Source organism: Halobacterium litoreum (assembly GCF_021233415.1).
GTDB classification, from domain to species: Archaea; Halobacteriota; Halobacteria; order Halobacteriales; family Halobacteriaceae; genus Halobacterium; species Halobacterium litoreum.
The window spans coordinates 406,298-431,535 of sequence record NZ_CP089466.1; the positions used below are offsets into that span (position 1 = coordinate 406,298).

30 protein-coding genes and 1 pseudogene are annotated in these 25,238 nt (G+C 69.1%); 18 read left to right on the forward strand and 13 right to left on the reverse strand.

Annotation, left to right across the window (positions count from 1 at the left end; translation table 11 throughout):
* Window positions 1–30: 30 nt before the first annotated feature.
* The 5 genes from LT972_RS02230 to LT972_RS02250 all read left to right on the forward strand — a co-directional run bounded on the left by LT972_RS02230 (window position 31) and on the right by LT972_RS02250 (window position 4,965).
* Complete coding sequence (locus LT972_RS02230) at window positions 31–1,377, forward strand: NAD(P)/FAD-dependent oxidoreductase (RefSeq protein WP_232571565.1); 1,347 nt, start codon at window positions 31–33, stop codon at window positions 1,375–1,377.
* A gap of 38 nt (window positions 1,378–1,415) precedes the next feature.
* Window positions 1,416–2,309 carry a Vms1/Ankzf1 family peptidyl-tRNA hydrolase gene (locus tag LT972_RS02235; protein ID WP_232571566.1) on the forward strand — a complete coding sequence of 298 codons (894 nt, stop codon included), beginning with the start codon at window positions 1,416–1,418 and terminating at the stop codon, window positions 2,307–2,309.
* Between the two features lie 75 nt (window positions 2,310–2,384).
* On the forward strand, window positions 2,385–3,398 hold the full coding sequence (locus tag LT972_RS02240) for a DUF1611 domain-containing protein (protein ID WP_232571567.1): 1,014 nt from the start codon (window positions 2,385–2,387) through the stop codon (window positions 3,396–3,398).
* The gene (locus tag LT972_RS02245; RefSeq protein WP_232571568.1) at window positions 3,395–4,429 is read left to right on the forward strand and encodes a dipeptide epimerase; all 1,035 of its coding nucleotides are present in this window, start codon (window positions 3,395–3,397) and stop codon (window positions 4,427–4,429) included. The genes LT972_RS02240 and LT972_RS02245 overlap by 4 nt, the downstream gene beginning before the upstream one ends.
* Window positions 4,430–4,491: 62 nt before the next feature.
* On the forward strand, window positions 4,492–4,965 hold the full coding sequence (locus LT972_RS02250; RefSeq protein ID WP_232571569.1) for a DUF6789 family protein: 474 nt from the start codon (window positions 4,492–4,494) through the stop codon (window positions 4,963–4,965).
* Here LT972_RS02250 and LT972_RS02255 read toward each other — a convergent pair whose 3' ends face one another.
* Window positions 4,966–5,931, reverse strand: coding sequence for an alpha/beta fold hydrolase (locus tag LT972_RS02255; protein ID WP_232571570.1), 966 nt, complete (start codon window positions 5,929–5,931; stop codon window positions 4,966–4,968).
* Between the two features lie 115 nt (window positions 5,932–6,046).
* Here LT972_RS02255 and thrS point away from each other — a divergent pair, with 115 nt between their 5' ends.
* Window positions 6,047–7,975 carry a threonine--tRNA ligase gene (gene thrS / locus LT972_RS02260; RefSeq protein ID WP_232571571.1) on the forward strand — a complete coding sequence of 643 codons (1,929 nt, stop codon included), beginning with the start codon at window positions 6,047–6,049 and terminating at the stop codon, window positions 7,973–7,975.
* Window positions 7,976–8,011: 36 nt separating this feature from the next.
* Here thrS and LT972_RS02265 read toward each other — a convergent pair whose 3' ends face one another.
* A complete protein-coding gene (locus tag LT972_RS02265; RefSeq protein WP_232571572.1) occupies window positions 8,012–8,608 on the reverse strand; it encodes an HPP family protein in 597 nt (198 codons plus the stop codon).
* A gap of 169 nt (window positions 8,609–8,777) precedes the next feature.
* On the opposite strand from LT972_RS02265, the pseudogene LT972_RS02270 reads away from it, so the two are divergent.
* A pseudogene (locus tag LT972_RS02270) lies at window positions 8,778–9,619 on the forward strand (formate/nitrite transporter family protein).
* A gap of 73 nt (window positions 9,620–9,692) precedes the next feature.
* Here the strand turns inward: LT972_RS02270 and LT972_RS02275 are convergent.
* The gene (locus LT972_RS02275) at window positions 9,693–10,739 is read right to left on the reverse strand and encodes a hypothetical protein (RefSeq protein WP_232571574.1); all 1,047 of its coding nucleotides are present in this window, start codon (window positions 10,737–10,739) and stop codon (window positions 9,693–9,695) included.
* 90 nt (window positions 10,740–10,829) lie between these two features.
* Between LT972_RS02275 and LT972_RS02280 the strand changes: the two genes are divergently transcribed.
* The 8 genes from LT972_RS02280 (at window position 10,830) to LT972_RS02315 (ending at window position 17,512) form a co-directional block, all read left to right on the forward strand.
* On the forward strand, window positions 10,830–11,432 hold the full coding sequence (locus tag LT972_RS02280; RefSeq protein WP_232571575.1) for an alpha/beta hydrolase: 603 nt from the start codon (window positions 10,830–10,832) through the stop codon (window positions 11,430–11,432).
* 40 nt (window positions 11,433–11,472) lie between these two features.
* Window positions 11,473–12,441, forward strand: coding sequence for a hypothetical protein (locus tag LT972_RS02285; RefSeq protein WP_232571576.1), 969 nt, complete (start codon window positions 11,473–11,475; stop codon window positions 12,439–12,441).
* A gap of 78 nt (window positions 12,442–12,519) precedes the next feature.
* On the forward strand, window positions 12,520–14,157 hold the full coding sequence (locus tag LT972_RS02290) for a CTP synthase (protein ID WP_232571577.1): 1,638 nt from the start codon (window positions 12,520–12,522) through the stop codon (window positions 14,155–14,157).
* Entirely contained in the window at window positions 14,157–15,074 is a 918-nt protein-coding gene (gene guaA / locus LT972_RS02295; protein WP_232571578.1) for a glutamine-hydrolyzing GMP synthase, read from the forward strand. The genes LT972_RS02290 and guaA overlap by 1 nt, the downstream gene beginning before the upstream one ends.
* Entirely contained in the window at window positions 15,071–15,391 is a 321-nt protein-coding gene (locus tag LT972_RS02300) for a DUF7126 family protein (protein WP_232571579.1), read from the forward strand. Before guaA ends, LT972_RS02300 begins: the two co-directional genes overlap by 4 nt.
* A 40-nt stretch (window positions 15,392–15,431) precedes the next feature.
* A complete protein-coding gene (locus LT972_RS02305; protein ID WP_232571580.1) occupies window positions 15,432–15,746 on the forward strand; it encodes a cupin domain-containing protein in 315 nt (104 codons plus the stop codon).
* Window positions 15,747–15,811: 65 nt separating this feature from the next.
* Window positions 15,812–16,159, forward strand: a complete 348-nt coding sequence (locus LT972_RS02310) for a nuclear transport factor 2 family protein (RefSeq protein WP_232571581.1) — start codon at window positions 15,812–15,814, stop codon at window positions 16,157–16,159.
* 231 nt (window positions 16,160–16,390) lie between these two features.
* Complete coding sequence (locus tag LT972_RS02315) at window positions 16,391–17,512, forward strand: sugar phosphate isomerase/epimerase family protein (protein WP_232571582.1); 1,122 nt, start codon at window positions 16,391–16,393, stop codon at window positions 17,510–17,512.
* 9 nt (window positions 17,513–17,521) lie between these two features.
* Here the strand turns inward: LT972_RS02315 and LT972_RS02320 are convergent, their stop codons facing one another.
* Genes LT972_RS02320 through LT972_RS02330 form a run of 3 tightly spaced genes read right to left on the reverse strand, consistent with a single transcriptional unit; the run spans window position 17,522 to window position 19,095 of the window.
* On the reverse strand, window positions 17,522–17,767 hold the full coding sequence (locus LT972_RS02320) for a hypothetical protein (protein WP_232571583.1): 246 nt from the start codon (window positions 17,765–17,767) through the stop codon (window positions 17,522–17,524).
* A gap of 25 nt (window positions 17,768–17,792) precedes the next feature.
* On the reverse strand, window positions 17,793–18,509 hold the full coding sequence (locus LT972_RS02325) for a 5-formyltetrahydrofolate cyclo-ligase (protein ID WP_232571584.1): 717 nt from the start codon (window positions 18,507–18,509) through the stop codon (window positions 17,793–17,795).
* A 1-nt stretch (window position 18,510) separates the two neighbouring features.
* Complete coding sequence (locus LT972_RS02330) at window positions 18,511–19,095, reverse strand: MogA/MoaB family molybdenum cofactor biosynthesis protein (RefSeq protein ID WP_232571585.1); 585 nt, start codon at window positions 19,093–19,095, stop codon at window positions 18,511–18,513.
* Window positions 19,096–19,167: 72 nt separating this feature from the next.
* Between LT972_RS02330 and LT972_RS02335 the strand changes: the two genes are divergently transcribed.
* Complete coding sequence (locus LT972_RS02335) at window positions 19,168–20,208, forward strand: zinc-binding dehydrogenase (protein ID WP_232571586.1); 1,041 nt, start codon at window positions 19,168–19,170, stop codon at window positions 20,206–20,208.
* Window positions 20,208–20,435, forward strand: coding sequence for a hypothetical protein (locus LT972_RS02340; RefSeq protein ID WP_232571587.1), 228 nt, complete (start codon window positions 20,208–20,210; stop codon window positions 20,433–20,435). The genes LT972_RS02335 and LT972_RS02340 overlap by 1 nt, the downstream gene beginning before the upstream one ends.
* Here LT972_RS02340 and LT972_RS02345 read toward each other — a convergent pair whose 3' ends face one another.
* The 4 genes from LT972_RS02345 to LT972_RS02360 all read right to left on the reverse strand — a co-directional run bounded on the left by LT972_RS02345 (window position 20,436) and on the right by LT972_RS02360 (window position 22,854).
* The gene (locus LT972_RS02345) at window positions 20,436–21,113 is read right to left on the reverse strand and encodes a sensor domain-containing protein (RefSeq protein WP_232571588.1); all 678 of its coding nucleotides are present in this window, start codon (window positions 21,111–21,113) and stop codon (window positions 20,436–20,438) included.
* 128 nt (window positions 21,114–21,241) lie between these two features.
* Window positions 21,242–21,652, reverse strand: a complete 411-nt coding sequence (locus tag LT972_RS02350) for a desampylase (RefSeq protein ID WP_232571589.1) — start codon at window positions 21,650–21,652, stop codon at window positions 21,242–21,244.
* A 123-nt stretch (window positions 21,653–21,775) separates the two neighbouring features.
* Window positions 21,776–22,399 carry an isopentenyl-diphosphate Delta-isomerase gene (locus LT972_RS02355; protein WP_232571590.1) on the reverse strand — a complete coding sequence of 208 codons (624 nt, stop codon included), beginning with the start codon at window positions 22,397–22,399 and terminating at the stop codon, window positions 21,776–21,778.
* Between the two features lie 41 nt (window positions 22,400–22,440).
* Window positions 22,441–22,854: an Lrp/AsnC family transcriptional regulator gene (locus tag LT972_RS02360; protein ID WP_232571591.1), complete on the reverse strand. Its 414-nt coding sequence runs from the start codon at window positions 22,852–22,854 to the stop codon at window positions 22,441–22,443.
* A gap of 97 nt (window positions 22,855–22,951) precedes the next feature.
* Here LT972_RS02360 and carA point away from each other — a divergent pair, with 97 nt between their 5' ends.
* Window positions 22,952–24,013, forward strand: a complete 1,062-nt coding sequence (gene carA, locus LT972_RS02365) for a glutamine-hydrolyzing carbamoyl-phosphate synthase small subunit (RefSeq protein WP_232571592.1) — start codon at window positions 22,952–22,954, stop codon at window positions 24,011–24,013.
* Here carA and LT972_RS02370 read toward each other — a convergent pair.
* From LT972_RS02370 to LT972_RS02380, 3 genes are read right to left on the reverse strand one after another with little or no spacing between them, the layout of a single operon-like run.
* Window positions 24,010–24,540, reverse strand: a complete 531-nt coding sequence (locus tag LT972_RS02370; protein WP_232571593.1) for a DUF7504 family protein — start codon at window positions 24,538–24,540, stop codon at window positions 24,010–24,012. The genes carA and LT972_RS02370 overlap by 4 nt on opposite strands.
* A complete protein-coding gene (locus LT972_RS02375; RefSeq protein ID WP_232571594.1) occupies window positions 24,530–24,889 on the reverse strand; it encodes a hypothetical protein in 360 nt (119 codons plus the stop codon). The genes LT972_RS02370 and LT972_RS02375 overlap by 11 nt, the downstream gene beginning before the upstream one ends.
* Window positions 24,886–25,203 (reverse strand): hypothetical protein, encoded by a 318-nt coding sequence (locus tag LT972_RS02380; protein WP_232571595.1) that lies wholly within the window; start codon window positions 25,201–25,203, stop codon window positions 24,886–24,888. Before LT972_RS02380 ends, LT972_RS02375 begins: the two co-directional genes overlap by 4 nt.
* Window positions 25,204–25,238: the final 35 nt, after the last annotated feature.

Below are 25,238 nucleotides of genomic sequence, written 5' to 3' on the forward strand. Positions count from 1 at the left end.
GACTAACACGCTGGCGCGAGACGCCCATCCGTGACCCTCGCGTCCGTCCCGCGGTACGACCCCGACGCCGCCGCCCGCGTCGGCGACCACGCCGTCGTCGTCGGCGGCAGCGTCGCCGGCCTGCTCGCGGCGCGCGTCCTCGCGGACGCCTTCGATCGCGTGACCGTCGTCGACCGCGACGCGTTCCCGGACGACCCGGTCGCCCGCGACGGCGTCCCGCAGGCCCGCCAGCCACACGTCCTCCTCGAAGCCGGGCGCGCGACCCTCGAAGACCTCTTCCCGGGCTACGGCGAGGACGTGGTCGCGGCGGGCGGCCTGATGCTCGACTGGACGACCGACCTCGTCCACTACGAGCGCGGCGGCTTCCTCGCGTCCGGCGCGTCCCCGGAGACGCTGTACGCCGCCAGCCGCCCCCTCTTCGAGCACGCGATTCGAGCGCGCGTCGCGGCCCGCGACGACGTGACTCTCGAAGGCGACTGCGCGTTTCTGGGCTACCGCGCCGACGGCGACCGAATCGCGGGCGTGGACGTGCGCCGAGGCGACGGCGCGCGCGCCAGCGTCGACGCCGACCTCGTCGTCGACGCGACGGGGCGTGCGAGCAAGACCCCGAGGTGGCTCGCCGACAACGGCTACCCGACGCCGCCCGAGGACACCGTCGACGTGGACGTGACGTACGCCACGACCGTCGTGGAGCGCCCGACCGACGACCGGCGCGTGCTGTTCTCGCCGCCGACGCCGCCGCGCACTCGGGGCGGCGGCGCGTTCCCCGTCGAGGGCGACCGGTGGCTCGTGACGATGCAGGGCGTCCACGGCGACGACCCGCCGACCGACCGCGACGGCTTCGTCGAGTTCGCCGACTCGCTGCCCGTCCCGCAGGTCGCTCGCGTCCTCCGCGAGCAGGCGTGGGTGACCGACGACATCGCGTCCTACCCGTTCCCGTCGAACCGCCGGCGGCGCTACGAGACCCTCGACGACTTCCCCGAGGGCCTGCTCGTCGTCGGCGACGCCGTCGCGAGTTTCAACCCCGTCTACGGGCAGGGGATGTCGGTCGCGGCGCTCGAAGCCGTCTGCCTCCACCGCGCGCTCGCCGACGGCGGCCGCGAGAACCTCGCCGCCCGCTTCTTCGACCGCGCGACCGCGGCGGTCGACCCGGCGTGGCTGCTGGCGACGTCCTCGGACCTCGCGCGCCCCCAGACCGACGGGTCGCTCGCGCTCCACGAGCGCGCGTTCGACCGGTACGTCGCCCGTCTCGTGGAGCGCGCCCACGACGACGGCGTGCTGGCGACGGCCTACGGGCGCGTGCTCACGATGGAGCGCTCGCCGACCTCGCTGCTCCGCCCGCGCCTCGCGGCGCGCACCCTCCTGCCGTCCCGGTGAGGGAAACGCCTAAGCCCGCGGCCCGTCGCCGTTCGCCCATGCTGGACGACCTCCTCGGGCGCACGGAACTCAAAGCGCGCATCGAGGAACTGGAGGCAGAGAAGGAGTCCCTCGAAGCCCAGTTGGACGCGGAGAGCGAGCGCCGCAGCGAGGCCGCCCGTGAGCGACAGGCGGCCGAGCGCCGCGTGAACGAACTCGAAGACCGGGTCGCTGAACTGGAAGACCGCGTCGAGCGCGCGGAGGGCGACGACGCCGGCCCCGAGTTCCGGGCGCGCGTCGACCTGAGAGACGAGCGCTTGGAGCGCGTACTCGGCCTGCTGGAGAGTCTCGACGGCGGCGAGGAAGGGATTCTGACGGCGTACGTGCCCGACGACCCGCCCGAGGCGGTTCGCGAGGCGTTCGGCGACCGGGCGCCGCTGGTCGAGCGCGCCGCGCCGTGTCTCGTCGTCCGGGACCGCGAGGGAATCGTGTCCGCCGCGCTCCGTCCGCCGAACCCACCGGCGGCGTTCTGCGAGTGGGGCGAACGCGCGCGAATCGAGCGCGAGTGGCTGGCGCCCACGGGCCGGTACGCGTTCGCGGTGGTGCGCGCCGACGTGTTCGCGCTCGGCGTCTACGACGCGACCGGCGACGGCGTCGAGCGCGTGCGCTTCGAGGGGTTCGAGAGCGACGTGAAGAGCAAACACTCGAAGGGCGGCTTCTCGCAGGACCGCTTCGAGCGCATCCGCGACGACCAGATTCGGAGCCACGTCGAGAAGGCACGCGAGGCGCTCGCTGACGTGGACGCAGACCGGACGTTCGTCGTCGGACAGGAGACGCTGCTGTCGGCGTTCGACGCCGACGCCACCGCCGCCGTGGACGCCTCGGGGAAGCCCGAGGACGCGCTCGGGAGCGCGCACGCCGACTTCTGGACGGTGGCGCTGTCGCTGCTGTAGCGAGGACGCCCCGCGCCCGGCGGCGGTATTGCCACCGGCTTCAGGTTTAAGGCGGCGGGTGGCGACCGTCTCTGCATGAAGGTCGCACTCCTGGCTCACGAGCAGTTCCCCGACCGCGCGAAGACCGCGGTCGGCGTCCTCCGGTACGCCGACTACGACGTCGCGGCGGTCCTCGACCGCGACAGCGCCGGGTCGCGGGTCACAGACCACGTCCCCGACGTGCAGGACGCGCCGGTCGTCGCGTCGATGAGTGACGTGGACGAGGACGTGGACGCCCTGATTATCGGCATCGCGCCAATCGGCGGCGGCTTCGAGGAGTCGTGGCGCCCGGACGTGCGCGCCGCGCTCGAACGCGGCTGTGACGTGTACGCGGGCCTCCACTACTTCCTCGCCAAGGACGACGAGTTCGCCGACCTCGCCGCCGAACACGGCTGTGAACTCTGGGACGTGCGCAAACCCCCCGAGGACCTCGGGGTCGCCGACGGCGTCGCGGACAGCGTGGACGCCACCGTCGTCACCACCGTCGGCACGGACTGCTCGGTCGGGAAGATGACCGCCACGCGGGAACTGTACGAGGACGCCCGCGACGCCGGGATGGACGCCGCGTTCGTCGCCACCGGCCAGACCGGCATCCTCATCGAGGGCGCGGGCATCCCCGTCGACCGCGTCGTCTCGGACTTCACCGCGGGCGCCGTCGAGCGGATGGTACTGGACGCGGGCGCGGACCACGATTACGTCTTCGTGGAGGGGCAGGCGAGCATCGTCCACCCCGCGTACTCCGGAGTCACCACGAGCATCGTCCACGGGTCGATGCCGGACTACCTCGTGTTGTGCCACGAGCACGGCCGCGACACCGTCCACGGCTACGACCAGGAGATTCCGCCGGTCGCGTCGTTCCCGGAGCGCTACGAGGACTTCGCCGAACCCGTCAGCGACACCGAGTTCGCGGGCGGAATGTTGAACACCCGGAGCGTCGACGACGACGCGGACGCCCGCGAGGCGGTCGCTGACTTCGCGGACGCCATCGACGCGCCCGCCGACGACCCGGTGCGCTTCGGCACCGAGTCGGTCCTGGAGGTGATTCGATGAACACCGAGTTCGAGCGCCGCGAGTTCGAACTGGAGTACCCCTTTACCATCTCCCGCGGGACACAGGAGACGGCGGCCGCGGTGGTCGTGCGCGTCCACGACGACGACGGCAACACGGGCGTCGGCGCGGCCGGGCCGTCCGCGCACTACGGCGAGACGGCGGGCACCGTCGAAGCCGTCATGCCCGACCTGCTCGACGTGGTCGAACGCGTCGACGACCCCGAGAACCTCGCGCGCATCGAGGCCGGGCTGAAGCAGGTGGTCTACGACAACCCCTCGGCGCGCACCGCCGTCAGCATCGCGTGTCACGACCTCGCCGCGAAGCGCGTCGACCGCCCGCTCTACGAGTACTGGGGGCTCGACCCCGCGAACAGCCTCGAAACGTCCTACACTATCGGCATCGACGACGCGGAGACGATGCGCGAGAAGACTCGAACCGCGGTCGACCGCGGCTACGGCACCCTCAAGGTGAAACTCGGAACGGACCGGGACGAGGAACTGCTCGCGACGGTGCGGGACGCCGCGCCCGACGCCACCATCCGCGTCGACGCCAACGAGGCGTGGAGCCCCCGCGAGGCCGTGAACAACATCGAGTGGGTCGCCGACTACGGCGTCGAGTTCGTCGAACAGCCGGTCGCCGCGGAGAACCCCGAGGGCCTGCAGTTCGTCTACGAGCGCTCCGCGCTCCCCATCGCGGCCGACGAGTCCTGCATCACCGCCAGCGACGTGCCGCGGATTGCGGACAAGTGCGACATCGCGAACCTCAAACTCATGAAGACCGGCGGCCTCCGCGAGGCCAAGCGCCTGATTCACGCCGCCCGCGCGCACGGCCTCGACGTGATGTGTGGCTGCATGGCCGAGTCGAACGCGAGCATCGCCGCTGCCGCGCACCTCGCGCCCCTGCTGGACTACGCCGACCTCGACGGGTCGCTGCTGCTCGCTGACGACGCCTTCGACGGCGTGCCGATGCCCGCCGGCCACATCGACCTGGAGAGCGCTGACCGCCCCGGCACCGGCGCGCGCGAGACGTAACGTCGCGTTACTCGCGCCTAGCCCGGTCGTAACTATCGGGCTCGCCGCCGTCGGCTGACGGCATGGACCCAGTCGAGAGCAGTCTCGCCGCCGGCGCCGTCGCCACCGTCGCGTTCGCCGCCGCGCTGTTCGCCGCGGGCGAACTGCTGGGCGGCGGCGGCCTGTTCGTGTTCGCCACGCTGTCCGCGCTCTGCGAACTCGGCGGCCCGCAGTACTGCGCGCCCGACTCCGCCACCTCGGTTGCGCTCACGCTCGCCGCCTTCGCGCTCCTGTTCGCCGTGGCGTGGCCGCTGTTCTTCGCCGCCGTGACGTGGGGTCTCCCCGGCCAGTCCGGAATCGCTCACGGCGTCGCGTTCGCAGTCGTCCTCTGGACCGGGTACGCCGTCACCGCCGCCTACGGCATCGGCTTCGGCGGCGAGACGCTCGCCGGCGACGCGCCCCTGCTCGCCGCGACGTTCGTCGCGTACGTCGTGTACGGCGTCGTGCTCGGCGGCGGCTACGACTTCCTCGCCCACCACCGGACGCTCGACGTCTGACTAGCCGTCGAGGAACGCGCGAACCCGCTCCTCGGTCTCGTCCCCGGGGTCGAGCCACGGCATGTGGCCGTAGCCGTCGAGTTCGTGGAACGCCGCGTCCGGCATCGAGTCGGCGACCGGGCGCCCGACCTCGGGTTTCCAGAAGGAGTCCTCGGTTCCCCAGACGAAACACGTCGGGCGCTCGATGCCCGGGAGTTCGTCGGTCAAATCGAAGAGGTCGTGCATCCGCCCGAACGACCCCTGCGCGGTCTGGAGCGACCGGAGACTCCACTGCTGGGCGTCCATCCCCGAGGCCGCCGCGAGCACGTCGTAGAACGGCTCCGGGACCGCGGAGTCGTCGGCGACGAGCAGTTCGGCGGTGGACTCGCGGGCGTTCTCCTCGGCGTCGCCCAGCGAGTTCAGCCAGTAGAGCACGCGGTTCACGCCCCGAACCGTCATCAGCTTCCAGAGCGCGGAGAACTCCTTGGAGACGCCGCCGGGCGCGCCGACGAGACAGAGGCGGTCGACGCGCTGGTGGTCGAGCGCGAGCAAAAACGCCTGCTGGCCGCCCAGCGAGTTCCCGACGACGTGCGGGGAGTCGAGGCCGAGTTCGTCGAAGAGGTCGGCGAGGTACGCGGTCATGAACGACCGCAGGTGCTTGTTCGTGTACTTCGCGGAGTTGGAGAGTCCGCGCCCCGGGCGGTCCGGGACGACGAGGCGGTAGTCGTCGGCGAGCGCGGAGAGCATCGGGAGCCACGTCGCCGCCGTCGTCGACACGCCGTGCAGGAACACGACCGGTTCGCCGTCCGGGTCGCCGGCTTCGAGGAAGTGAATCCGGCCCGCGGACTCGGTGTCGACGGTGCGCGAGGCGACGTCGACGCCGCAGTGCTCGGCGAGTCGCGCCTGCGCGTCGGCGTATCGGCGTTCCGCCTCGGTGCTCCAGCCCTCGGGTGTGCGTCCCGCGAGCGCGGCTTCGTCGCTGGCCATACGCTCGAAGGTCGCGGAACCGACATAATACTCGGGTGTGGTGGGGTCGATTGGTCTGACGCGTTGGCACGCTCTCAACAGGCTTATGAGTGCGTCCGGGCGAAGAAACGAGCGTATGAGTTCGGTCACTGTGACGCTGCCGGACGGCTCCACCCTGGAGATGGAGTCCGGCGCGACGGTCGAGGACGTAGCGTACGAAATTGGGCCCGGCCTCGGCCGTGACACAGTCGCGGGGAAGATAGACCACGAGCTGGTGGCCAAGGAGGAGTCCATCACCGAGGACTGCGAGATCGAGATTGTCACCGACCAGAGCGACGAGTACCTCGACGTGCTCCGGCACACCGCCGCGCACGTGCTCGCGCAGGCCATCCTCCGTCACCACCCCGACGCGAAACTGACCATCGGGCCGTTCACGGACGAGGGCTTCTACTACGACATCGCGGACGTCGAACTGGACGCCGACGACCTCGACGAGATTCAGGCCGAAGCCGAGGCCATCATCGAGGAGGACCTCGACGTCGAGCGCGTCGCCTACGGCCGCGACGAGGCCGCCGAGAAGTACGCCGACAACGAGTTCAAACGCGAGATTCTGGAGACCGAGGCGGCGGGCGACGGCCCCGTGAGTTTCTACCAGCAGGGCGAGTTCGAGGACCTCTGTAAGGGCCCGCACGTCGAGTCGACGGGCGAGATTGGCGGCTTCAAGGTGCTGGAGACGTCGGGCGCGTACTGGCGCGGCGACGAGGAAAACGAGATGCTCACCCGGGTCTACGGCACCGCGTTCCCGACCGAGAGCGACCTCGAAGCGTTCCTCGAACGCCGCGAGGAGGCCAAGGAGCGCGACCACCGGAAAATCGGCCGGGAGATGGACCTGTTCTCGGTGCCCGAGCACAGCCCCGGTTGTCCGCACTACCACCCGAACGGGATGGCGATGCGGCGCGAACTCGAGGACTACATTCGCGAGCAGAACGACGACCTCGGGTTCGACGAGGTGCGCACGCCCGAACTGAACAAGGCCGAACTGTGGAAGCCGACGGGCCACTACGAGACGTTCACCGAGAACGGCGAGATGTTCGCGTGGCACCAGGACGACACCGAGTACGGCCTGAAGCCGATGAACTGCGCGAACCACGCGCACATCTACTCGGAGACAACGCACTCCTACCGGGACCTCCCGATTCGGTACTCCGAGTTCGGGAACGTCTACCGGAACGAGCAGTCCGGCGAACTCTCCGGTCTGCTGCGCGTTCGCGGCCTGACCCAGGACGACGGCCACGCGTTCGTGCGCCCGGACCAGATTCAGTCCGAGATTCTCGCCATCCTCCGCACCATCGAGGAGATTTACGGCGCGATGGACTTAGACGTGCTGTACAAACTGGAGACGCAGGGCGACGACGCGATGGGCAGCGACGAAATCTGGGAGCAGGCGACCGACGCGCTAAAGGACGCTCTCGCCGCCGAGAGCCTCGATTACGACGTGGAGCCCGGCGAGGCGGCGTTCTACGGGCCGAAAATCGGTATCAACGCGAAGGACGCGCTGGGCCGAGAGTGGACCATCGGCACGGTGCAGGTGGACTTCAACATCCCGCGGTCGCTGGACTTGACCTACATCGGCGAGGACAACGAGGGGCATCACCCGGTGATGATTCACCGCGCGCTCCTCGGCTCCTTCGAGCGGTTCATGGGCGTGCTCATCGAGCACTTCAAGGGTCGGTTCCCGACGTGGCTGGCGCCCGAGCAGGTGCGCATCCTCCCCGTGACCGACGACAACCTCGGCTACGCACACCGCCTCGCGAACGAACTCGACGGGTTCCGCGTGGACATCGAGGACCGGTCGTGGACGGTCGGGAAGAAGATTCAGCAGGCCCACGACGACAACGTCCCGTACATGCTCGTCGTCGGCGACGACGAGGAGGACGCGAACGCCGTCTCGGTGCGCGACCGACAGGAGCGCGAGGAGAAGGGCGTCGAGATGGACGCGTTCGTCGACCACCTCGAAGACGAAGTGAGCGAGAAGCGCCTCGAACCCGACTTCCTCGGGGAGTAGGCGACAGTTCTCGACTCGGGTCCGGTCCCGGCGTCGCTACTTCGGTCGGTCTTCGACGCCGCCGAACCCCGGGAGTGCGTAGTCGATGGCCACCAGCAGCAGTACCGCCGACAGGATGATACCGCCCTCCTCGACGCGCGGAAGGATGCCGAGACCGACGATGAGCGTCGTCGCACACGCCGGGGCGTGGCGCAGGTCGGTCGTCAGCATCCCGGCGCTCGTCAGTCCGACCGACAGCGTCGCGCTGGCCGCGAGTCTCGCTCCGTCGACGCTGAGTGCGGTCGGCAGGCTGGTGACGGCGAGTCCGGGCGCGAGCAGGTGGTACGCGAGCAGGCCGCCGACCACGCCGAACAGGTGGCCGCCGAACACGCGCTGTGGCCGACTCGTCGCCGACGACGGACTCACTGCCAGCGCGTACGCCGACGGCCCGAGACTCGGGAAGATGTAGGGCAGGCCGCTCGCCCACGCGACGGCGGCGAGCCCCATCAAGAGACCGCACACCCGCGTCGTCGTCCGAAGCGCGTCTCCCAGCGGGGGCCGCTCCTCGACCGGTTCGAACAGCCGGCGACGCGCCGCCCGGAGCGCGTCCCACGGGTCCGAGAGTGCGGTCGGCACGGCGTCAGACAGCGACACACGGCCGTCTTCGTCTCCGCCCTCAAAACGTCTGTTGTCTCGCCGTGAGTCACTCACCACACCGCGTCGCCGGACGCGAGGCTCGGTCCCGTCGACGTCGGAACCGGGGGCTCTCGCCCCCTCTCGGAACACCCACTTTAACACGTTTCCCCGATTCGCTTCGAACGAGATGACCGCTGAGTCCGACGACCCCTCGGGCGCGTCCCTCTCGTACAGGAACATCCTCGAACGCGAGATGGAGAGCGCGCTCAAGAGATTCACCGCCCCCCGAAGGGCGTGTTCCTCTCCGGGCTGTCGGCGGGACTCAACCTGAGTTTCGGTGCCCTGCTCATGGCGATGGTGTTGACGTACTCGGGCGGATTCGAATCGAAGTTGGTGCAGCAAGTCAGCCTGGGGGGCGTCTCTTCTATCGCGTTCCTGTTCGTCGTCATCGGTCAGACGGAACTGTTCACCGCTCACTCGACGATGGCGATTCTGCCGGTCCTCGACGGTCGAGCGTCGGTCGGGGAACTCGGGCGCGTCTGGAGTGTCACGTTCGCCGCGAACATCGCCGGCTGTGTGCTGTTCGCCGGGCTAGTCGCTGTCCTGGGTCCGCAGTTGGGAATCCTCGACCCCGACGCCTTCGGGACGCTCGCGGCCGCCCTCCTCCCGTACTCGTGGTGGGTGATCTTCCTCAGCGGAGTGGTCGCCGGCTGGCTGATGGGGTTGGTGACGTGGCTCTCTGCCGCCAGCCGCGACACGGTCAGCCGCATCTTCTTCGTGCTCATCGTCACGGCCGTCATCGGTTTCGGGCCGTTCCACCACAGCATCCTCGGAACGACGGAAGTCCTCTCCGCGATGCTGCTCGGACAGGGTGTAACCCTCGGGGAGTACGGCCACTTCATCCTCTGGACGACGACGGGGAACGTCGTCGGCGGGGCCGTCTTCGTCGGACTCCTCAACTACGGGCACGTGGCACTCGCGGGCGAAGAGCAGAACGTCGACTTCGAGGCCTCCGACAGAGACGAGTGAGACGGACCGACAGCGCACGGATTCGAGTGCGTGGGCGGCGCGTCCGGCGGTCAGCGACTCGCGAGGCGATTCGTCACGCCTCCTCTTCGTAGTCGACTTCCCCGGAGCGGTTCGTCTCCCGGAGGATGAACGGCCCGATGGAGAGCGTGCGCTTGGTCACGGTGACGATGCGGAGGATGTACGCGAGCAGGATGGCGAACGGGAGGACGGCCACCGTGGTCGCCGCGCTCACGACGACGAGCGCGTGGTTCACTCCGAGCGTGTAGCCCGGGTAGTTCGCGGGGTTGAAGAACACGAGCGCGACGATGGCGGCGGCGAGCGCGGGCACCGCGGCGTACAGCAGCGTCCGCGAGAGGTCCGACAGTTCCCACTGGAAGTACAGCGTCTTGAAGTGCTCGCGGGCCGGCCCGAACAGCTTCAGGGTGTCCAGGAGGTCCGCGAGCGCCGCCGTCGCCTCCTCGTCGAGTTCGTCGCCGTACGACGACTGGATGCGCTCGCCGGCGTAAATCTTCCACGAGTAGTTGTAGTTCAGCGCCGCCCACACCACGTCGAACTCGCCGAACTGCGCGCCCTCCAGTTGGTCGGTGACGGCGTCCGCGTTCCCCGTGAGGTTGCTCACGTACGTCGAGACGGCGTCGCCCGCGTCGCCGTCGGGCGCGGCGTCCCGGAGCGACTCGGCCTGCTCGCGGGTCGCCTCCACGAGGCCGCGCAGGAACGCCGACGGCTCCGTCGGCGCCACGTCCACGCCGGCGGCGTCGGCGGCGTCCTGCCGGAACTGCATCGCGCCCTCCATGCGGTCTCGCTGGTCGCCCACCGCCCCCAACTCCTGTGAGAGTACGAGTTGGCTCAGCGTCAGCACGAGCGTCACGCCCGTGATGGTGGAGCCGACGAGCGCGTTGAACAGCGTCTCGTGTGGGTCGCCGTTCGTCAGCAGTTCGAAGGCGGGCGTCGGCAACAGCGTGCCCGCCGCGACCATCGAGAGGAACACGACGGCGAGAAAGCCCGCCGCGACCACGCGCCGGTCGGCGTCCAACACCACCCAGAACCGCCGGCTGCCCTGCGGAACGCGCTCGCGCATCCGGTCACTCGGCTGGTCGTCGCCGCCTGCGCCCTCGCTCATTGGCACGGCGTACGCCGCCCCGTCGGAAAACGTTACTCGCCGAGCGCGCGATTCGGGACGGCTAAACCGCCCGCCCGCCAACCCCGCGGTATGCGACAGGAGACGGTTCTCGTGCCGGGCGGCCGCGACGTGGAAACCACCCTCGACGAACCCGAGGGGGGTGCGACTGCTTGCGTCGTGCTCTGCCCGCCCCACCCCCAGCATCGAGGCCACCGCGGCGACGACCGCCTCGTGGCGATTGCGGAGTACCTCGCGGAGCGCGGTATCGCCGCGCTGCGCTTCGACTACGGCGACTGGGACGAGGGGCTCGGGGAGCGCGAGGACGCACGGAACGCCGTCCGGTGGGCCGACGAGCGCTACGAGACGGTCGGCATCGCGGGGTTCAGTTTCGGCGGGTCGATTGCCGCGCTCGCCGCCGCGACCGTCGAAACCGAGTTGTGCGCGGTGGCGATGCTCGCGCCGACCGTCGAACTCCCCGCCGGCCTGAACGCCGCCGACGCGCTCGCTGACGTGACCGCGCCGACTCGCGTGGTGTACGCGACGCGGGACACGACGGCGGACTGGGAGCCGGTCGTGGAGCGCGCCCGCGAACTCGGCGTCGACGTGGTGGAGATGGAGAGCGACCACTTCTTCCTCGGGCGGTTCGGCGACGTTGCGGAGGCGGTCGGCTCGTTCCTCGTGGACGGCTGCTAGGGCCACAACGGCTTTCGTGCGGTCGCGCTACTGGCCGGGCATGGGAGACTCCGGACGAATCGACGCACTCTGGCGGTGGGCGACGCTGACCGGCGACCGTCGAGCGGTCGCCGGCAGTCTGCTCGCCGTGTTCGCGCTCCTGTTCGGTCCCATCGGGCACGCGCTCTCGCTGGAGGGCGGCGGGTTCGGCCACGACACGACCGTGCCGCTGGTGACGACCCTGCTGTCGGGGAACTTCCTCCTCGTGTCCATCGTCGTCTCGGTGAACTCGCTGTTCGTCTCGGGCGAACAGAACCCGCTCGGCCAGCAGTTCGGGCGCGTCCGCGACACCACGGAGTTCCGCCGACAGGTCGAGGACGTGGTGGAGGCCGACCACGTGCCCACGCACCCCGAGTCGTTTCTGCGCGTGCTCACCGGCGACATTGTGGAGCGCGGCCAGCGCCTCCAGTCCCGCCTGCCGTCGTACGACGTGGACGTACAGGCGGACCTCGACGCCTACCTCGAATCGCTCGGGGACGCGACCGGCGAGATGAACGCCGCGCTCCGCGGCGTCTCCCGGCCGGCGTCGGTGGTCGTCGCGACGATGGCGTTCGACTACGCGCGACAGGTCGACGACCTCCAGCGCGTGCGCGCCGAGCACGCCGACGCGATGGGCGACGACGCCGCGGAGACGCTGGACGAGATGCTGGAGTTACTGGAGTTCTTCGCCGTCGCCCGCGAGTACTTCAAGACGCTGTACCTCCGCCGGGAGTTCGCGGGGCTGTCGGCGAACCTCGTCTACGTCTCCGTGCCGGCAATCGCCGTCGTCTCCTTCGTCATCCTCCACCTCTCTCGGCTGCCCACCTCGCACTGGCTGGTGGTCGGCGTCCACGTCCTCTCGCTCGCGCCGTTCGCGTTGCTCTGCTCGTACGTCGTGCGCGTCGCCGCCGTCTCCCGGCACACGGACTCGCCCGGCCAGTTCGCGTTCGCAGACGGCGACGGCGTGCCGGGCGTCGGCGACGACCGGTAGCCGTCCGGTTCGTGCCACGTACTGGCGCACTCGCTGGCGCTCCGAAACGGTTTTTGCCACGCCTCGCGCACGGTCAGTATGCCGACGGAGACCGGATACGACCCATCACTGGGGAGCAAGTTCGTGTTCGTCACCGGTGGCGTGATGTCGGGGTTGGGAAAGGGCATCACCGCCGCCAGTCTGGGCCGCCTTCTCTCGAACGCGGGGTTCGACGTGACTGCCGTCAAGATAGACCCGTATCTCAACGTGGACGCGGGGACGATGAACCCCTACCAGCACGGCGAGGTGTACGTCCTGAAGGACGGCGGCGAGGTCGACCTCGACCTGGGGAACTACGAGCGATTCCTCGACGTGGACATGACCTCGGACCACAACGTCACCACGGGGAAGGTCTACCAGAACGTCATCGAGCGCGAGCGCGCCGGTGACTACCTCGGGAAGACCGTCCAAATCATCCCGCACGTCACCGACAACATCAAGCGACGCGTCCGCGAGGCCGCCGAGGGCTCGGACGTCTGTCTCGTCGAGGTCGGCGGAACCGTCGGGGACATCGAGGGGATGCCGTTCCTCGAAGCGCTCCGGCAGTTCAGCCACGAGGAGGACGACGACGACATCCTGTTCGCGCACGTCACGCTCGTGCCGTACTCCCAGAACGGCGAGCAGAAGACGAAGCCGACCCAGCACTCCGTGAAGGAACTCCGGTCCATCGGTCTCCAGCCGGACATCCTCGTGGGGCGCTGCGAGGACCGCCTCGACCCGGACGTCCGCGAGAAGATCGCGCTGTTCTGTGACGTGCCGACCGAGGCCGTGTTCTCGAACCCGGACGTGGAGGACGTCTACCACGTCCCGCTCACCGTCGAGGAGGAGGGCCTCGACGAGTACGTGATGGAGCAGTTCGGCCTCGCCGACGACGCGCTCCCGACCGAGGAGCGCTCGACGGAGTGGCGGGACCTCGTCACTCGCGACCGCACGGGCGAAGTGGACATCGCGCTCGTCGGGAAGTACGGCCTCGAGGACGCCTACATGAGCATCCACGAGGCGCTCAAGCACGCGGGCTTGGAGAAGGGCGTGGACGTGAACGTGCTGTGGGTGGACTCCGAGGAGATGCGCGACCACCACGAGGACCGCATCGAGCGCGCCGACGGCATCGTCGTGCCGGGCGGCTTCGGCTCCCGTGGCACCGAGGGCAAAATCGAGGCGATTCGGTACGCCCGCGAGCACGACGTGCCGTTCCTCGGTCTCTGTCTCGGCTTCCAACTCGCGGTCGTGGAGTACGCGCGCAACGTCCTCGGGATGGAGGGCGCACACTCCACGGAAATCGACGAGGACACGCCGTACCCGGTCATCGACCTGCTCCCCGAGCAGTACGACCTCGAGGACCTCGGCGGGACGATGCGACTCGGCGCCCACGAGACCGAGATTCAGCCGGACACGCTCGCTTCGGAACTGTACGGCGGCACCTCCTGCACGGAGCGCCACCGCCACCGCTACGAGGTCAACCCAGAGTACATCGACGAACTGACGGCGGACGGCCTGACGTTCTCCGGGGAGGCCGGCAACCGCATGGAGATTGTGGAGTACGACGAGCACCCGTTCTTCTTCGGGACGCAGTTCCACCCCGAGTTCCGGTCGCGGCCGACGCGAGCGAGTCCGCCGTTCGTCGGCCTGCTGGACGCGGTGCTCGACCGCACGGAACCCACCGAGGTGACAAACTGATGGTAGACGTAACTGAGTTCATCGACGACGCGAAGGCAGAGATTCGAGAGGAACTGGGCGACAGCACCGCAATCATCGCGCTGTCCGGCGGCGTCGACTCGTCGACGGCGGCGGCGCTCGCGTACGAGGCTGTCGGCGACCAACTGGTCCCGGTGTACGTGGACACGGGCCTGATGCGGAAGGGCGAGACCGAGGAGATTCGGGAGGTCTTCGACTACATGGAGAGCCTCCGCATCGTGGACGCAAGCGACCGCTTCTTCGCCGAACTCGACGGCGTCACGGACCCCGAGGAGAAACGCCACCGCATCGGCGAGCAGTTCATCCGGGAGTTCGAGACGGTCGCCGAGGAGGTCGACGCCGACTACCTCGTGCAGGGCACCATCTACCCGGACCGCATCGAGAGCGAGGGCACCATCAAGTCCCACCACAACGTCGGCGGCCTCCCCGACGCCGTGGACTTCGAGGGCATCGTCGAACCGATGCGCGACCTCTACAAGGACGAGGTCCGCGAGGTCGCGCGCGCCCTCGACCTCGAAGAAATCATCAGCGAACGCATGCCGTTCCCGGGACCGGGCCTCGCGGTGCGCGTCATCGGCGAGGTGACGCCCGAGAAGGTCGAGGTCTGCCGGGAGGCGACCGCCATCGTCGAGGAGGAACTCGAGGAGTACGACCCGTGGCAGGCGTTCGCCGCCGTGCTCGGGCGCGCCACCGGCGTGAAAGGCGACAACCGCGTGCACGGCCACGTCGTCGCCGTGCGCTCGGTCGAGTCCCGCGACGGCATGACCGCTCGCGCACAGGAACTGGAGTGGGAGACGCTCCAGCGCCTGCAGTCCCGCATCGCCGGCACCATCGACGAGGTGTCCCGCGTCGTCTACGACGTGACCCACAAGCCGCCCGCGACCATCGAGTACGAATGAAGGCAATCGTCGTCGGTTCGGACGCAGGTATCGCCGACGCCCTCGAAGCCGAGGGCGTGGAAGTCACGCGACTGGAGGGCGTCGCCTCCGGGGAGCGCCTCGAAGACGCCGGCGTCGCGGACGCCGACCTCCTCGTCGTCACGGACGTCGGGGAAGCCACCGCGATTCCGGTCGCGAGAGAGCACAACCCCGACCTGAAGACCGTCGCGTACACGGGCGACGGCGTCCCCGAGTTCGTGAAGGGCGTCCTCGACTTGACCGTCGACCCCGCCCTGCTGGACGCCGCGGCGGTCGCCGAGGAACTGGTCGGCGCCTGACCGCCCCGACTGCTAAGTCGGTGGGCGGCCTCGGTCCGGTATGGCACTCGACCGCTACCCAGACCTCGACCCGGACGACGGCGAGGTCGTCACCGAGGAGTTGTTCTTCAGCGAGGACGCGCTCGTGAAGGCGTTCGCGCTCGGGCCGGGCGCGGAAGTCGACGCGCACGAGCACCCCGACCAGACCAACGCGTTCCACGTCCTCGACGGCGAGGTGGTGGTCGTACAGGGCGACGAGTCGGAAGCGGTCGCGGCGCCGGGCGTGGTCGTCCACGAGCGCGGCGTGCCCCACGGCGCGCGCAACGAGACCGACGAGGTGGCGGTGTTCACGGCGACGATGGCGCCGATGGGGTAGGTCGGCCAGTTCTCGGTAGCCTGCTGGACGATACAGATACGTCGAATAACTGCGACTTCTCTCGCATGAGCACGACCGAATCCGTACTCGACCACCACCTCGCGATGTTCGGCGAGCGCGACCTGGACGGCATCCTCTCGGACTACGCCGAGGACGCGGTTCTCGTGACACAGGACGGCGTGTTGCGCGGGCACGACGAGATTCGCGGCCTCTACGAGGAGTTGTTCCCGGAGTTCGCGGCCGACGAGGCGATGTTCTCGCTCGACCACCAGACCGTCGAGGGCGAGTACGCGTACATCGTCTGGCACGCGGAGACGCCCGAGACCGTCTACGAGTTCGCCTCGGACACGTTCGTCGTGCGGGACGGCGAAATCGTCGCGCAGACGCTCGCCGCCGACACAGCGGCGAAGTAACGACCGCGGCGACGCGACCGCGTCCGCACTTCTCTTGTAGTCGGCACCCTCCCGACGGCTTCTCTGAGGGGTTCCTGCGGCGATTTGGGGCTTTCCCGCGGCGTCCGTGCGGGCGCCGGGTAACCAACCGGAGAATACGCTTTCCAGTGGATACGTTGACTGCTAGCACGTACCACACACGCAACCATTCGACGGCGGCACAGGCACCCGAACGACGACCACACCAGACCAATGCAAAGTTACAGACGGGACGTCCTCAAGGCGACCGGCGGGTCGTTCGCGCTCGGCCTCGGCGCGACACCGGTCGCGGGCGGACAGTCCACGGACCGCGCGGTACAGGAACAAGAACAGGAGACGGGCGACGACGTGCTCGCGTCGTACTGGGCGCACGCCGGCGACGTGAAACCGTTCACGAGCCGGGAGTGGAGTCCGTGGGACTTCGAGCGCCGCGTCGAGATGCTCGCCGAGGTGGGCTTCGACGGCATCGGCATCTACCACGCCGACCTCCAGCACATGGTCGAGGAGGAGGGCCGCACCCTCGAAGCAATCGGGCAGACGCTCTCCGAGGCCGGCATCGACATCGTGGAACTGGAGTTCCTCGTGAACTGGATGCTGCCGGAGAGCGACTACCGCCGGCAGGCCGAACAGGAGACGCGGCAACTCCTCCTCGACGCCGCCGACGTGCTCGGCGCGCGCCACATCAAGGTCGGGAACATCAACGGCTACCCGGTGGAGACGAGCCAACTCCAGTCCGCGTTCGCGCAACTCTGCTCGGAGGCCGCCGACGTGAACACGATGGTCGGCATGGAGATTCTGCCGCCGGACCCGAACGCCGAGACGATGGACCAGGTCCTGGAGTGGGTTCGCGGCCCCGAAAACGGCGGACTGTTCCTCGACACGTGGCACATCAACAACATCGAGGGCATCTCCTACGAGGACGTCGCGAACCTCGACGCGAGCGACGTGACGGCCGTGGAGATGGACGACGGCTTCTCGGGCATCGAGGGGCCGGGGTTCATCGAGCAGACGGTGAACCTCCGGCGCGTCCCAGGCTACGGCGACTTCGACGTGCAGGGGTTCGTCGACGCGGTGCGCGCCACCGGCTTCGACGGCCCGTGGGGCAACGAGATTCTCTCCGAGGAGTTCCGCCGCCTGCCGATGGAGCCGGCCTACCGGCGCGTCTACGCCGGCGCGCAGTCCGTGCTCGGCACCGACGCCGGCGACGGAATGGGGGACGGAAACGGCGGCGACGGCGAGGGAACCGGCGACGGGAACGGAGACGGCACGACGACGCCGGGCAACGGCACCACGACGACGACACCGGGCAACGAGACGACGACTACGACCCAGTAAGCCGCCCCGTCACAGCGACAGCGCGACGGGCCGCCCCTCCGGGGGGTCCTCCTCGTCGTCCACCGACGCGGAGAAGGGGCTGACGTGCTCCCAGCAGACGAACGTCTCCACGCGGCCGGGTTCGTAGAGGAAGTAGTCGGCGGGCTTCGAACAGCGCGCACACGTCGGGTCGCCGTCGGCGGCGGCGAGCGCGTCGGACAGCGCCGCCGCCGCGTCGGGGCTGGCGTCCGCGCCGCCCTCGTCGCGCGCTGGCATACCGCGTAATTCGCCGGCCTCCCGCTTAAAGTTCGTCCCGGAGGCGGGCGAGTACCGGCATCTCGGCGATTCGTTCCTCGCTCAAGGCGTCCCAGTCGACGCCCGTCGGTCGGTCGTACTCGGTGTCGGTGCGGACCGTGCGCTCGGGCGTGACGACGAGGTCCATCGGTACGTCGTGGTCGTCCGGCGCGATTTCGGCGTCGTCGACCACCTGCATCTCGTGGACCGTCGTCGCTATCGTCGTGTCGTCGTCCACGAGGCCGAGGTCCGAGAGGACGGCGAACTCGAGGTCGCTGTACCCCTCGCCCTTCCCGACGCGGGCGCCCGCCTCGGTGACGGCGACGCTCCCCGACAGCACGAGGTCGACGTGCGGGAGGGCGTCCGGGCCGACCTGCGTGGCGTGCTCGTCGACGTGTGAGAGCGTCGGTGCGGCGTCCAAATCCGACACCGCCTCGGGGTCGAGTTCGAGGAAGCACTTCTCGTCTCGCAACCGCGGCACCGCCATGTAGACGGTCTTCCCGTCGCGGAGCGCGCGCCGCCGCGCCGGGAGCTGTGGCGCGTCCGGGTTCGCCTTCACCGCGTCGGCGGTCCGCCACGCCTCGGTCTCCGCGAGGCGGTCGGCGGCGTCGCTCGCGCCCGCGAAGTTCGGGATGCGACCGTGAGGGGGGAACGGGAACCGCGCCTCGCCGCTGTCCTCGAGGGCGTCCCACACGCGCTCGCGGAGCGCCTGCTTGTCCGGCACGCTACTCCCGGCTCGCGAGGCCGACGAGGTGCTCGATTTCGGGGACGATGACGTCCTCGCTCCCGAGGCGCGCGGCGTTCTCGCTCCCCGGCAGACAGAACACGGGCGTCCCGTCCGCGACGCCCGCAGTGGCGCGCGTGCCGACGACTTTCGTCCCGACCTCGTCGTAGGAGAGCCGGCGGAACAGTTCGCCGAACCCGGGGAGGTCCTTGTCGAACAGCGGGCGCACCGCTTCGACGGTCACGTCGTCGGGCGTCACGCCCGTCCCGCCGGTGGTGACGACCACGTCCACGTCGCCGCGGCCGACGAGGTTGTCCACGGACCCCTGGACGTTGTCGTAGCCGTCGGCGACGAGTTCGCGCGTGACAACGCTGTGGCCGGCGTCTTCGAACGCCGCCGCTATCGCGTCTCCGCCGGGGTCGTCGTCCAGCGACCGCGACGACGAGACGGTGAGCACGGCCGCGCCGACGGTGTCGGCGTCGTGGTCGTGGTGATGGTCGTCTGTCTCCGCCTCGTCAGCGTCGTCGTCCCCGCCGTCGTCCGTCTCCTCGTCGCGTCGCGTGTTCCGAGACTGAAAATCGACCATGCGCCCCCTTCGCACCCGCCCGACAAAAGGATAGACCCCACAGTTTTACTCGCGCGCCGCGACCCACGGAGTATGCAAGCAGTCCGGTTCGACGGTCACGGCGACACGGACGTCATCGACTACGGCGACGTCCCCGACCCCGAGGTGGGGCGGGACGACGTGCTCGTGGACGTGAAGGCGGGCGCCTTGAACCACCTCGACGTGTGGACGCGCCGCGGGATGCCGACCCTCGACCTCGCGATGCCCCACGTCCCCGGGAGCGACGCGGCGGGCGTCGTCCTCGAAACCGGCGCGGACGTGACGCGATTCGCCGAGGGCGACCGGGTCGCCGTCTCCGCGGGCGTGTCGTGTGGCGACTGCGAGTTCTGCCGGGACGGCGACTACCCGCTGTGTACCTCGTTCCACGTCATCGGCGAGCACGTCCCCGGCGTCCACAGCGAACTCGCGGCCGTCCCCGAGGACAACCTCGTCGCCGTCCCCGACGGCGTGGACTGGGAGACGGCGGCGGCCGCGCCGCTCGTCTTCCAGACGGCGTGGCGCATGCTCAACACGCGCGCCGACGTATCGCCCGGCGAGTCCGTCCTCGTGCTCGGCGCGAGCGGCGGCGTCGGGCACGCAGCCGTCCAAATCGCCGACCACGCCGGCGCGGAGGTGTACGCGACGGCGTCCAGCGAGGAGAAACTCCGGTACGCCGAGGAAATCGGCGCCGACCACGCCATCGACTACGAGTCGACGGACTTCGCCGACGAGATTCGCGCGCACACCGGAAAGCGCGGCGTCGACGTGGTGGTCGACCACGTCGGCGAAGCGACGTGGGACGACTCCCTGAAGTCGCTCGCGAAGGGCGGCCGCCTCGTGACGTGTGGCGCGACCACCGGCGGCCGCCCCGAGACGCACGTCCAGCGGCTGTTCTGGAACCAACTCGACATCCTCGGGTCCACGATGGCGACGCCCGGCGAAGTCGACGACGTCCTCGAACTCGTCTGGGACGGCACCTTCGACGTGCGCATCCGGGACGTGCTCCCGATGAGCGAGACGGCCCGCGCCCACGAGATGTTGGAGAACCGTGAGGGCTTTGGGAAAGTGGTCGTTAGACCAGACAGCGACTACTGATGCGTCCCTACGAACCCGAGACGGCCGCCGGAAGCGACGACATGAGCGACCGTACCCAGTGGCTGGTGGTCGCCGTCCTCCTCGTCTCGGGGATTCTCGCGCCCGCGTTCCTCTACTTCGTCGACCCGACCACGTTCGGCCTGAGTTACCGCGACACCTTCCTCGCGGTGCCGATGATTCCCGCGATTCTGCTCGGCGCCATCGGCGTGTGGACCGCCGTCAGGTAGCTACTCGGATGTCACCTCCTCGTCGGCGTCGCCGCCCGGCCCCAGCAACGACGACGCGATAGCCGCGTTCGCCCTGGCGAAGGCGTTCAGGACGTGGAGTGCCACGACGCCGAGGACGGCACCGACGGGCACCGCGAGCAGTCGTTGGGTGGCCGTCTCGAAACTGCGGGCGACCCGCCAGCCGGACACCTCTACGTTGAACACGCCACCGGGGAACAGCGGCAACACGAGGAGCTCGAGCGCGACGCCGAGAAGCGAGACGAGGAGGACGAACGAGAGGACGCCGAGCGGGAACTTCAGCGCCACGAAGCCGAGCCCTCGCCACGTCGAACCCGCACTGAGGTAGGCTTTGGTCGTCTCCACGAGGCCGCCGTCAGTCTCGACGTCGTCGGGGGCGTCAATCTCCGTGCCGAGCAGTCTGTTCGAGAGACCGCGCTCGAAGGACGCGACGAACCGCAGTCCGAGCACCGTGCCCGCCAGAACCACCAGCCCGACGAGTATCACCGACAGCGCGACGCCCAGGGTGAACCCGAGCACTAACACGACGTAGTAGAAAATTCCCAGCGGGAACGCGAGAAAGAGGTAGAGAACGTTCCTGTAGGTCTGTGCGTCCGCGACGATGCCGACCACGTCCGCGAGAGAGCGCGCGCCCGCTCCCGTGTCGACTGCTTCACGCATGCTACCGGGGAGTCGTGCCACGACCGTTTAAAATTCCGCCGCCGAGTCAGCCGCTGAGAACCGCGAGGCGGGTTCGACACGGGCGACATCGCGCACCGACCACCGCACTCCACGCCGCCGACGCACGGTCACCGCACCGCCACCGCCACGTCCTCGAAGTCCTCGCCCGTCCAGAGCCACGCGTCCAGCGTCGGCGGGCGCGCCGCGAGCGACGCCACGACGTACACCTTCTCGGGCCACGCGGCCTGCTCGCGGTCGGTGACGCTCGGCCGACTCGGGCCCGTGGGATGCGAGTGGTAGAACCCCACGACTTCGCGACCCGTCGCCTCGGCCTCGTCGAAGACGGCCATCGTCGCCTCGGGGTCGAGTTCGTACCGGACTCGCGGGGCGTCCGCGACGTTCGGCACTCGGCGCACGGTCTCCACGTGGCGCTCGCCGTCCTCGCGCGTGCCGACGAGCACGCCACACGCCTCCAGTGGCTGGTCGGCGCGCGCGTGGTCGAGAATCGACTCGTAGGCCGCCCGAGAGAGCGCGAGCACACTCGTAGTTGGGACGCGCGCGAGGAAAAGCCCGTGGGCTGGTACTCCGTAGTTCTCCGGTGGTTCCTTGCTCGAACGGAGCGCCGAGAAAATCGATTGCGGCGGGGCGGTCGGGGCCGAATTCTACTCCCGAGTGCCGTCCGGGACGGGGTCGGCGTCGCCCTCGAAGTCACGGCGCATCGCGATTTCGAACCACGGGCAGAGGCGGAGCTGGCGGTAGAACCGGGGGTTCTCGTAGAGGTCCTCGTAGTCGACCCACGTGACGCCGCCGACCTCGTCGAGGTCGCGGTCGAAACTGGTGTCGTGGAGGGTCGCCTGCAGGACGGCACAGACCTCCCACTCGAGGCCCTCGTCGAGGTAGTGGCGCTTGTACTCGAAGCGGTCGGTGACTTCGAGGTCGTCGTACTGGTCGGGCGTAATGCCGAGTTCCTCTTCGAGGCGCTCGCGGGTGGCCTCCTTCTGGGTCTGGCCCTCGATTGGGTGGCTGGCGACGGTGCCGTCCCAGTGGGTGTCCCAGAGGCGCTTGCGGGCGGCGCGCTGCGCGAGCAGAATCCGGCCGTCCTCGTCGAACAGGAGACAGGTGAACGCGCGGTGGCGGACGCCGTCGCCGGTGTGGGCGTCGAGGCGGTTCACGAGGCCCTCTTTCTCGTCGTACGCGTCGACGCTGACGACGGCCTGCTCTGCGTTCTCGGCGGTCTCGTCGTCCCGCGCGGACTCCACGGGGACGCTCGGCTCGGTGTCGCTCATGGTCGCACGGACGCGGACCCCAAGTAATAGCGCTTCGACTCTCAGCCGAGTTTCTCGTCCAGAATCAGGCGGGTCTTCGTGGAGACGACTTCCTCCTGTTCGCGGGCTTTCGAGACGAGTTGGTTGACGCCGCCGGTGTCCGTGGCGTCGACGACGAGCACGATGTCGTCCTCGCCGGAGACCTGCCAGACGAAGTCGACCTCGTTCCAGTCGACCATCCGGTCGCCGATTTCGTGGGTGTTGACGTCCATCGCCACGCCGATTTCTATCATCGCTTTGACGTTCCCGGTGGAGGTGGCGACGGTGAATCGCTCGATGACGCCGTCGTCGACGAGGCTGTCGACGCGGTTGCGGACGGTTCCCTCGCTGACACCGATGTCTTCGGCAATCTCCGTGTAGGGGGTGCGGGCGTCCCGTCGGAGGGTGTCCAGAATCCGTCGGTCGATGTCGTCCATACCCCGACTTCCGGCGCCCACACAAAAAGGATTACGAAAATCGTAACTTCATTACGAAAGCAAGATTTATACTCCGTTGCTCCGTGGGTATCTCGTAATGACGGACGCCTACCTCGCGCTGGAGACCGGCGACGTGGTGGAAGCCAACGCACGCGCACCGGGCACAGCACAGGGCGAACTCGTCTTCACGACCGCGTACACGGGTTACGAGGAGAGTCTGACCGACCCGTCCTACGAGGCACAAGTGCTCACGTTCGCGTACCCCCTCATCGGGAACTACGGCGTGCGCCGAGAGCGCTTCGAGTCCGACCGCGTCCACCCCAGCGCGGTCGTCGCGCGCGAACTCACCGACGACGTGGCCGACTGGCTCACCGAGGAGGGCGTCCCCGCCGTCGACGGCCTCGACACCCGCGACCTCGTTCTCGACATCCGCGAGGGCGGCGCGATGAAGGTCGGCATCGCCGCCGGCCCCGACGCCACCCCCGAGCAGGCGCGCGCCCAACTCGAGGACTGCCCGCACATGAGCGACATCACGGACATCGGCGAGCGCGTCAGCGTCGACACGCAGGAGACGTACGGCGACGGCGACACCGACGTCGCGCTCGTCGACTGCGGCGCGAAGCAGTCCATCGTCGACTCGCTCGTCGAACGCGGCGCGACCGTCCACGTCCTCCCGCACGACACCACGCCGGAGACGGTCGCCGACCTCGACCCGGACGTCCTGTTCGTCTCGAACGGCCCCGGCGACCCCGCGAACTTCGAGGCCGCCGAACGCCTCGTCGACGAGTACATCGGCGAGGTGCCCATCGCCGGCATCTGCCTCGGCCAGCAGGTCGTCGCCCGCTCGCTCGGCGGCGACACCGAGAAGATGGACTTCGGCCACCGCGGCGTCAATCAGCCGGTCCTCGACCACGACTCCGGGCGCGTCGTGATGACCACGCAGAACCACGGCTACACCGTCGCCGACCCCGGCGACCTCGACGTGACGCAGGTCAACGTCAACGACGACACGCCCGAAGGCCTCGACTCCGAGGAACTCGACGTGATGACCCGCCAGTACCACCCCGAGGCGAACCCCGGCCCGAACGACACCCTCGACTTCTTCGACGACGTGCTCTCGATGGCCGCCTCGCGTCGAACGCCGCTGGCCGCCGACTAATCCAGCGACACTTCCCTGTTCGCGAGCCCGCGACACTGGGCGAGTCCCGACTCCCCGAGAACGCCGCGAGCCGTCGCCAACACGCACCGCGCGTTCCGCTCGCGGACGGCGTTCGCCACCGAGTCGACGAGCCGGAACAACCGCTCTCGCGAGACGTACATCGACAGGACGCCGATGTTGTCCACCACGACCCAGCCGTCGTCCGGGCGGACGTGCTTGAACGCCTCGGAGAACTGGATGCTCACGCCCGTCAGGTCACCGGGGTTCACGCGGTCGGTCGTCCACAGCGGCCCGTCGTAGTTCACCGACGACCCCGTGATGGGGACGACACCGACCCGATTCGGGTTACCGTGAGCGCTCACGATTCGCTCCAGTCGTCGCAGGTCGCCGTTCGTCGTCAGCAGGAGGAGATTCTCGAACGCTGCCGGCGGGAGCACCTCGACGATTCGGTCGCCGCTCGGGTGAACACAGAGCACCACTTCGCCAGCGGACAGGTCGTCGAACGGCGTCGCCGCCTCACCGTTCATCCTCGAACCCTCCGACGAACTCCCGCCGGTCCACGTCCACCGTGCCGTCTTCGCCGAACTCCACGAACTCGCGGGCGAACTGCCACGTCGCCGCGACGCTGACCAGTCCGCTCACCGCGTACCAGACGTAGGCCACCACCTCGCCGAGCACCCCGATAGCGCCCGCGTCGACGGCCAACTCGAGGACAGCGCCGACGACGAGACAGCCGAACGCGGCTGTCAACAGTACCACGCCCTCCCGGTAGAGGACGTTCTGCGAGTACGCGATTACGGGGTACCCGAACCCGACACAGAGCGCTGCGAGCGCCGCGACCTCGAGCAGCCACAACCCCAGCGACGCGAACGTCATCTCGTCACCTCCCGTCGCTCCGTCAGGAGGCTGACGAACCGCCAACAGCAGACGGCGATGGCGACGATGGCGACCCCCCACAGCACGACGACCGCGCGGCCGCCGTCGGCCGGCGACGCGGGGTGGAGCGTCACGCCCGTGGACACGGTCATCGCCGCGAACACGACGGGGAGCGGGGCGAGCGCGCGCCCCCACTCGGTGCCGCGGAAGCCGACCGCGGCGACCGCGGAGAGCGTGAACGCGACGGTCGTGGCGGCGAACGTCACGATGTTCAACGCGACGGTGACGTTCGTCGCCCACGTCGATGCCTGCATGTTGTCGATAGCGTACCGACCGCGCCGTCAAATCA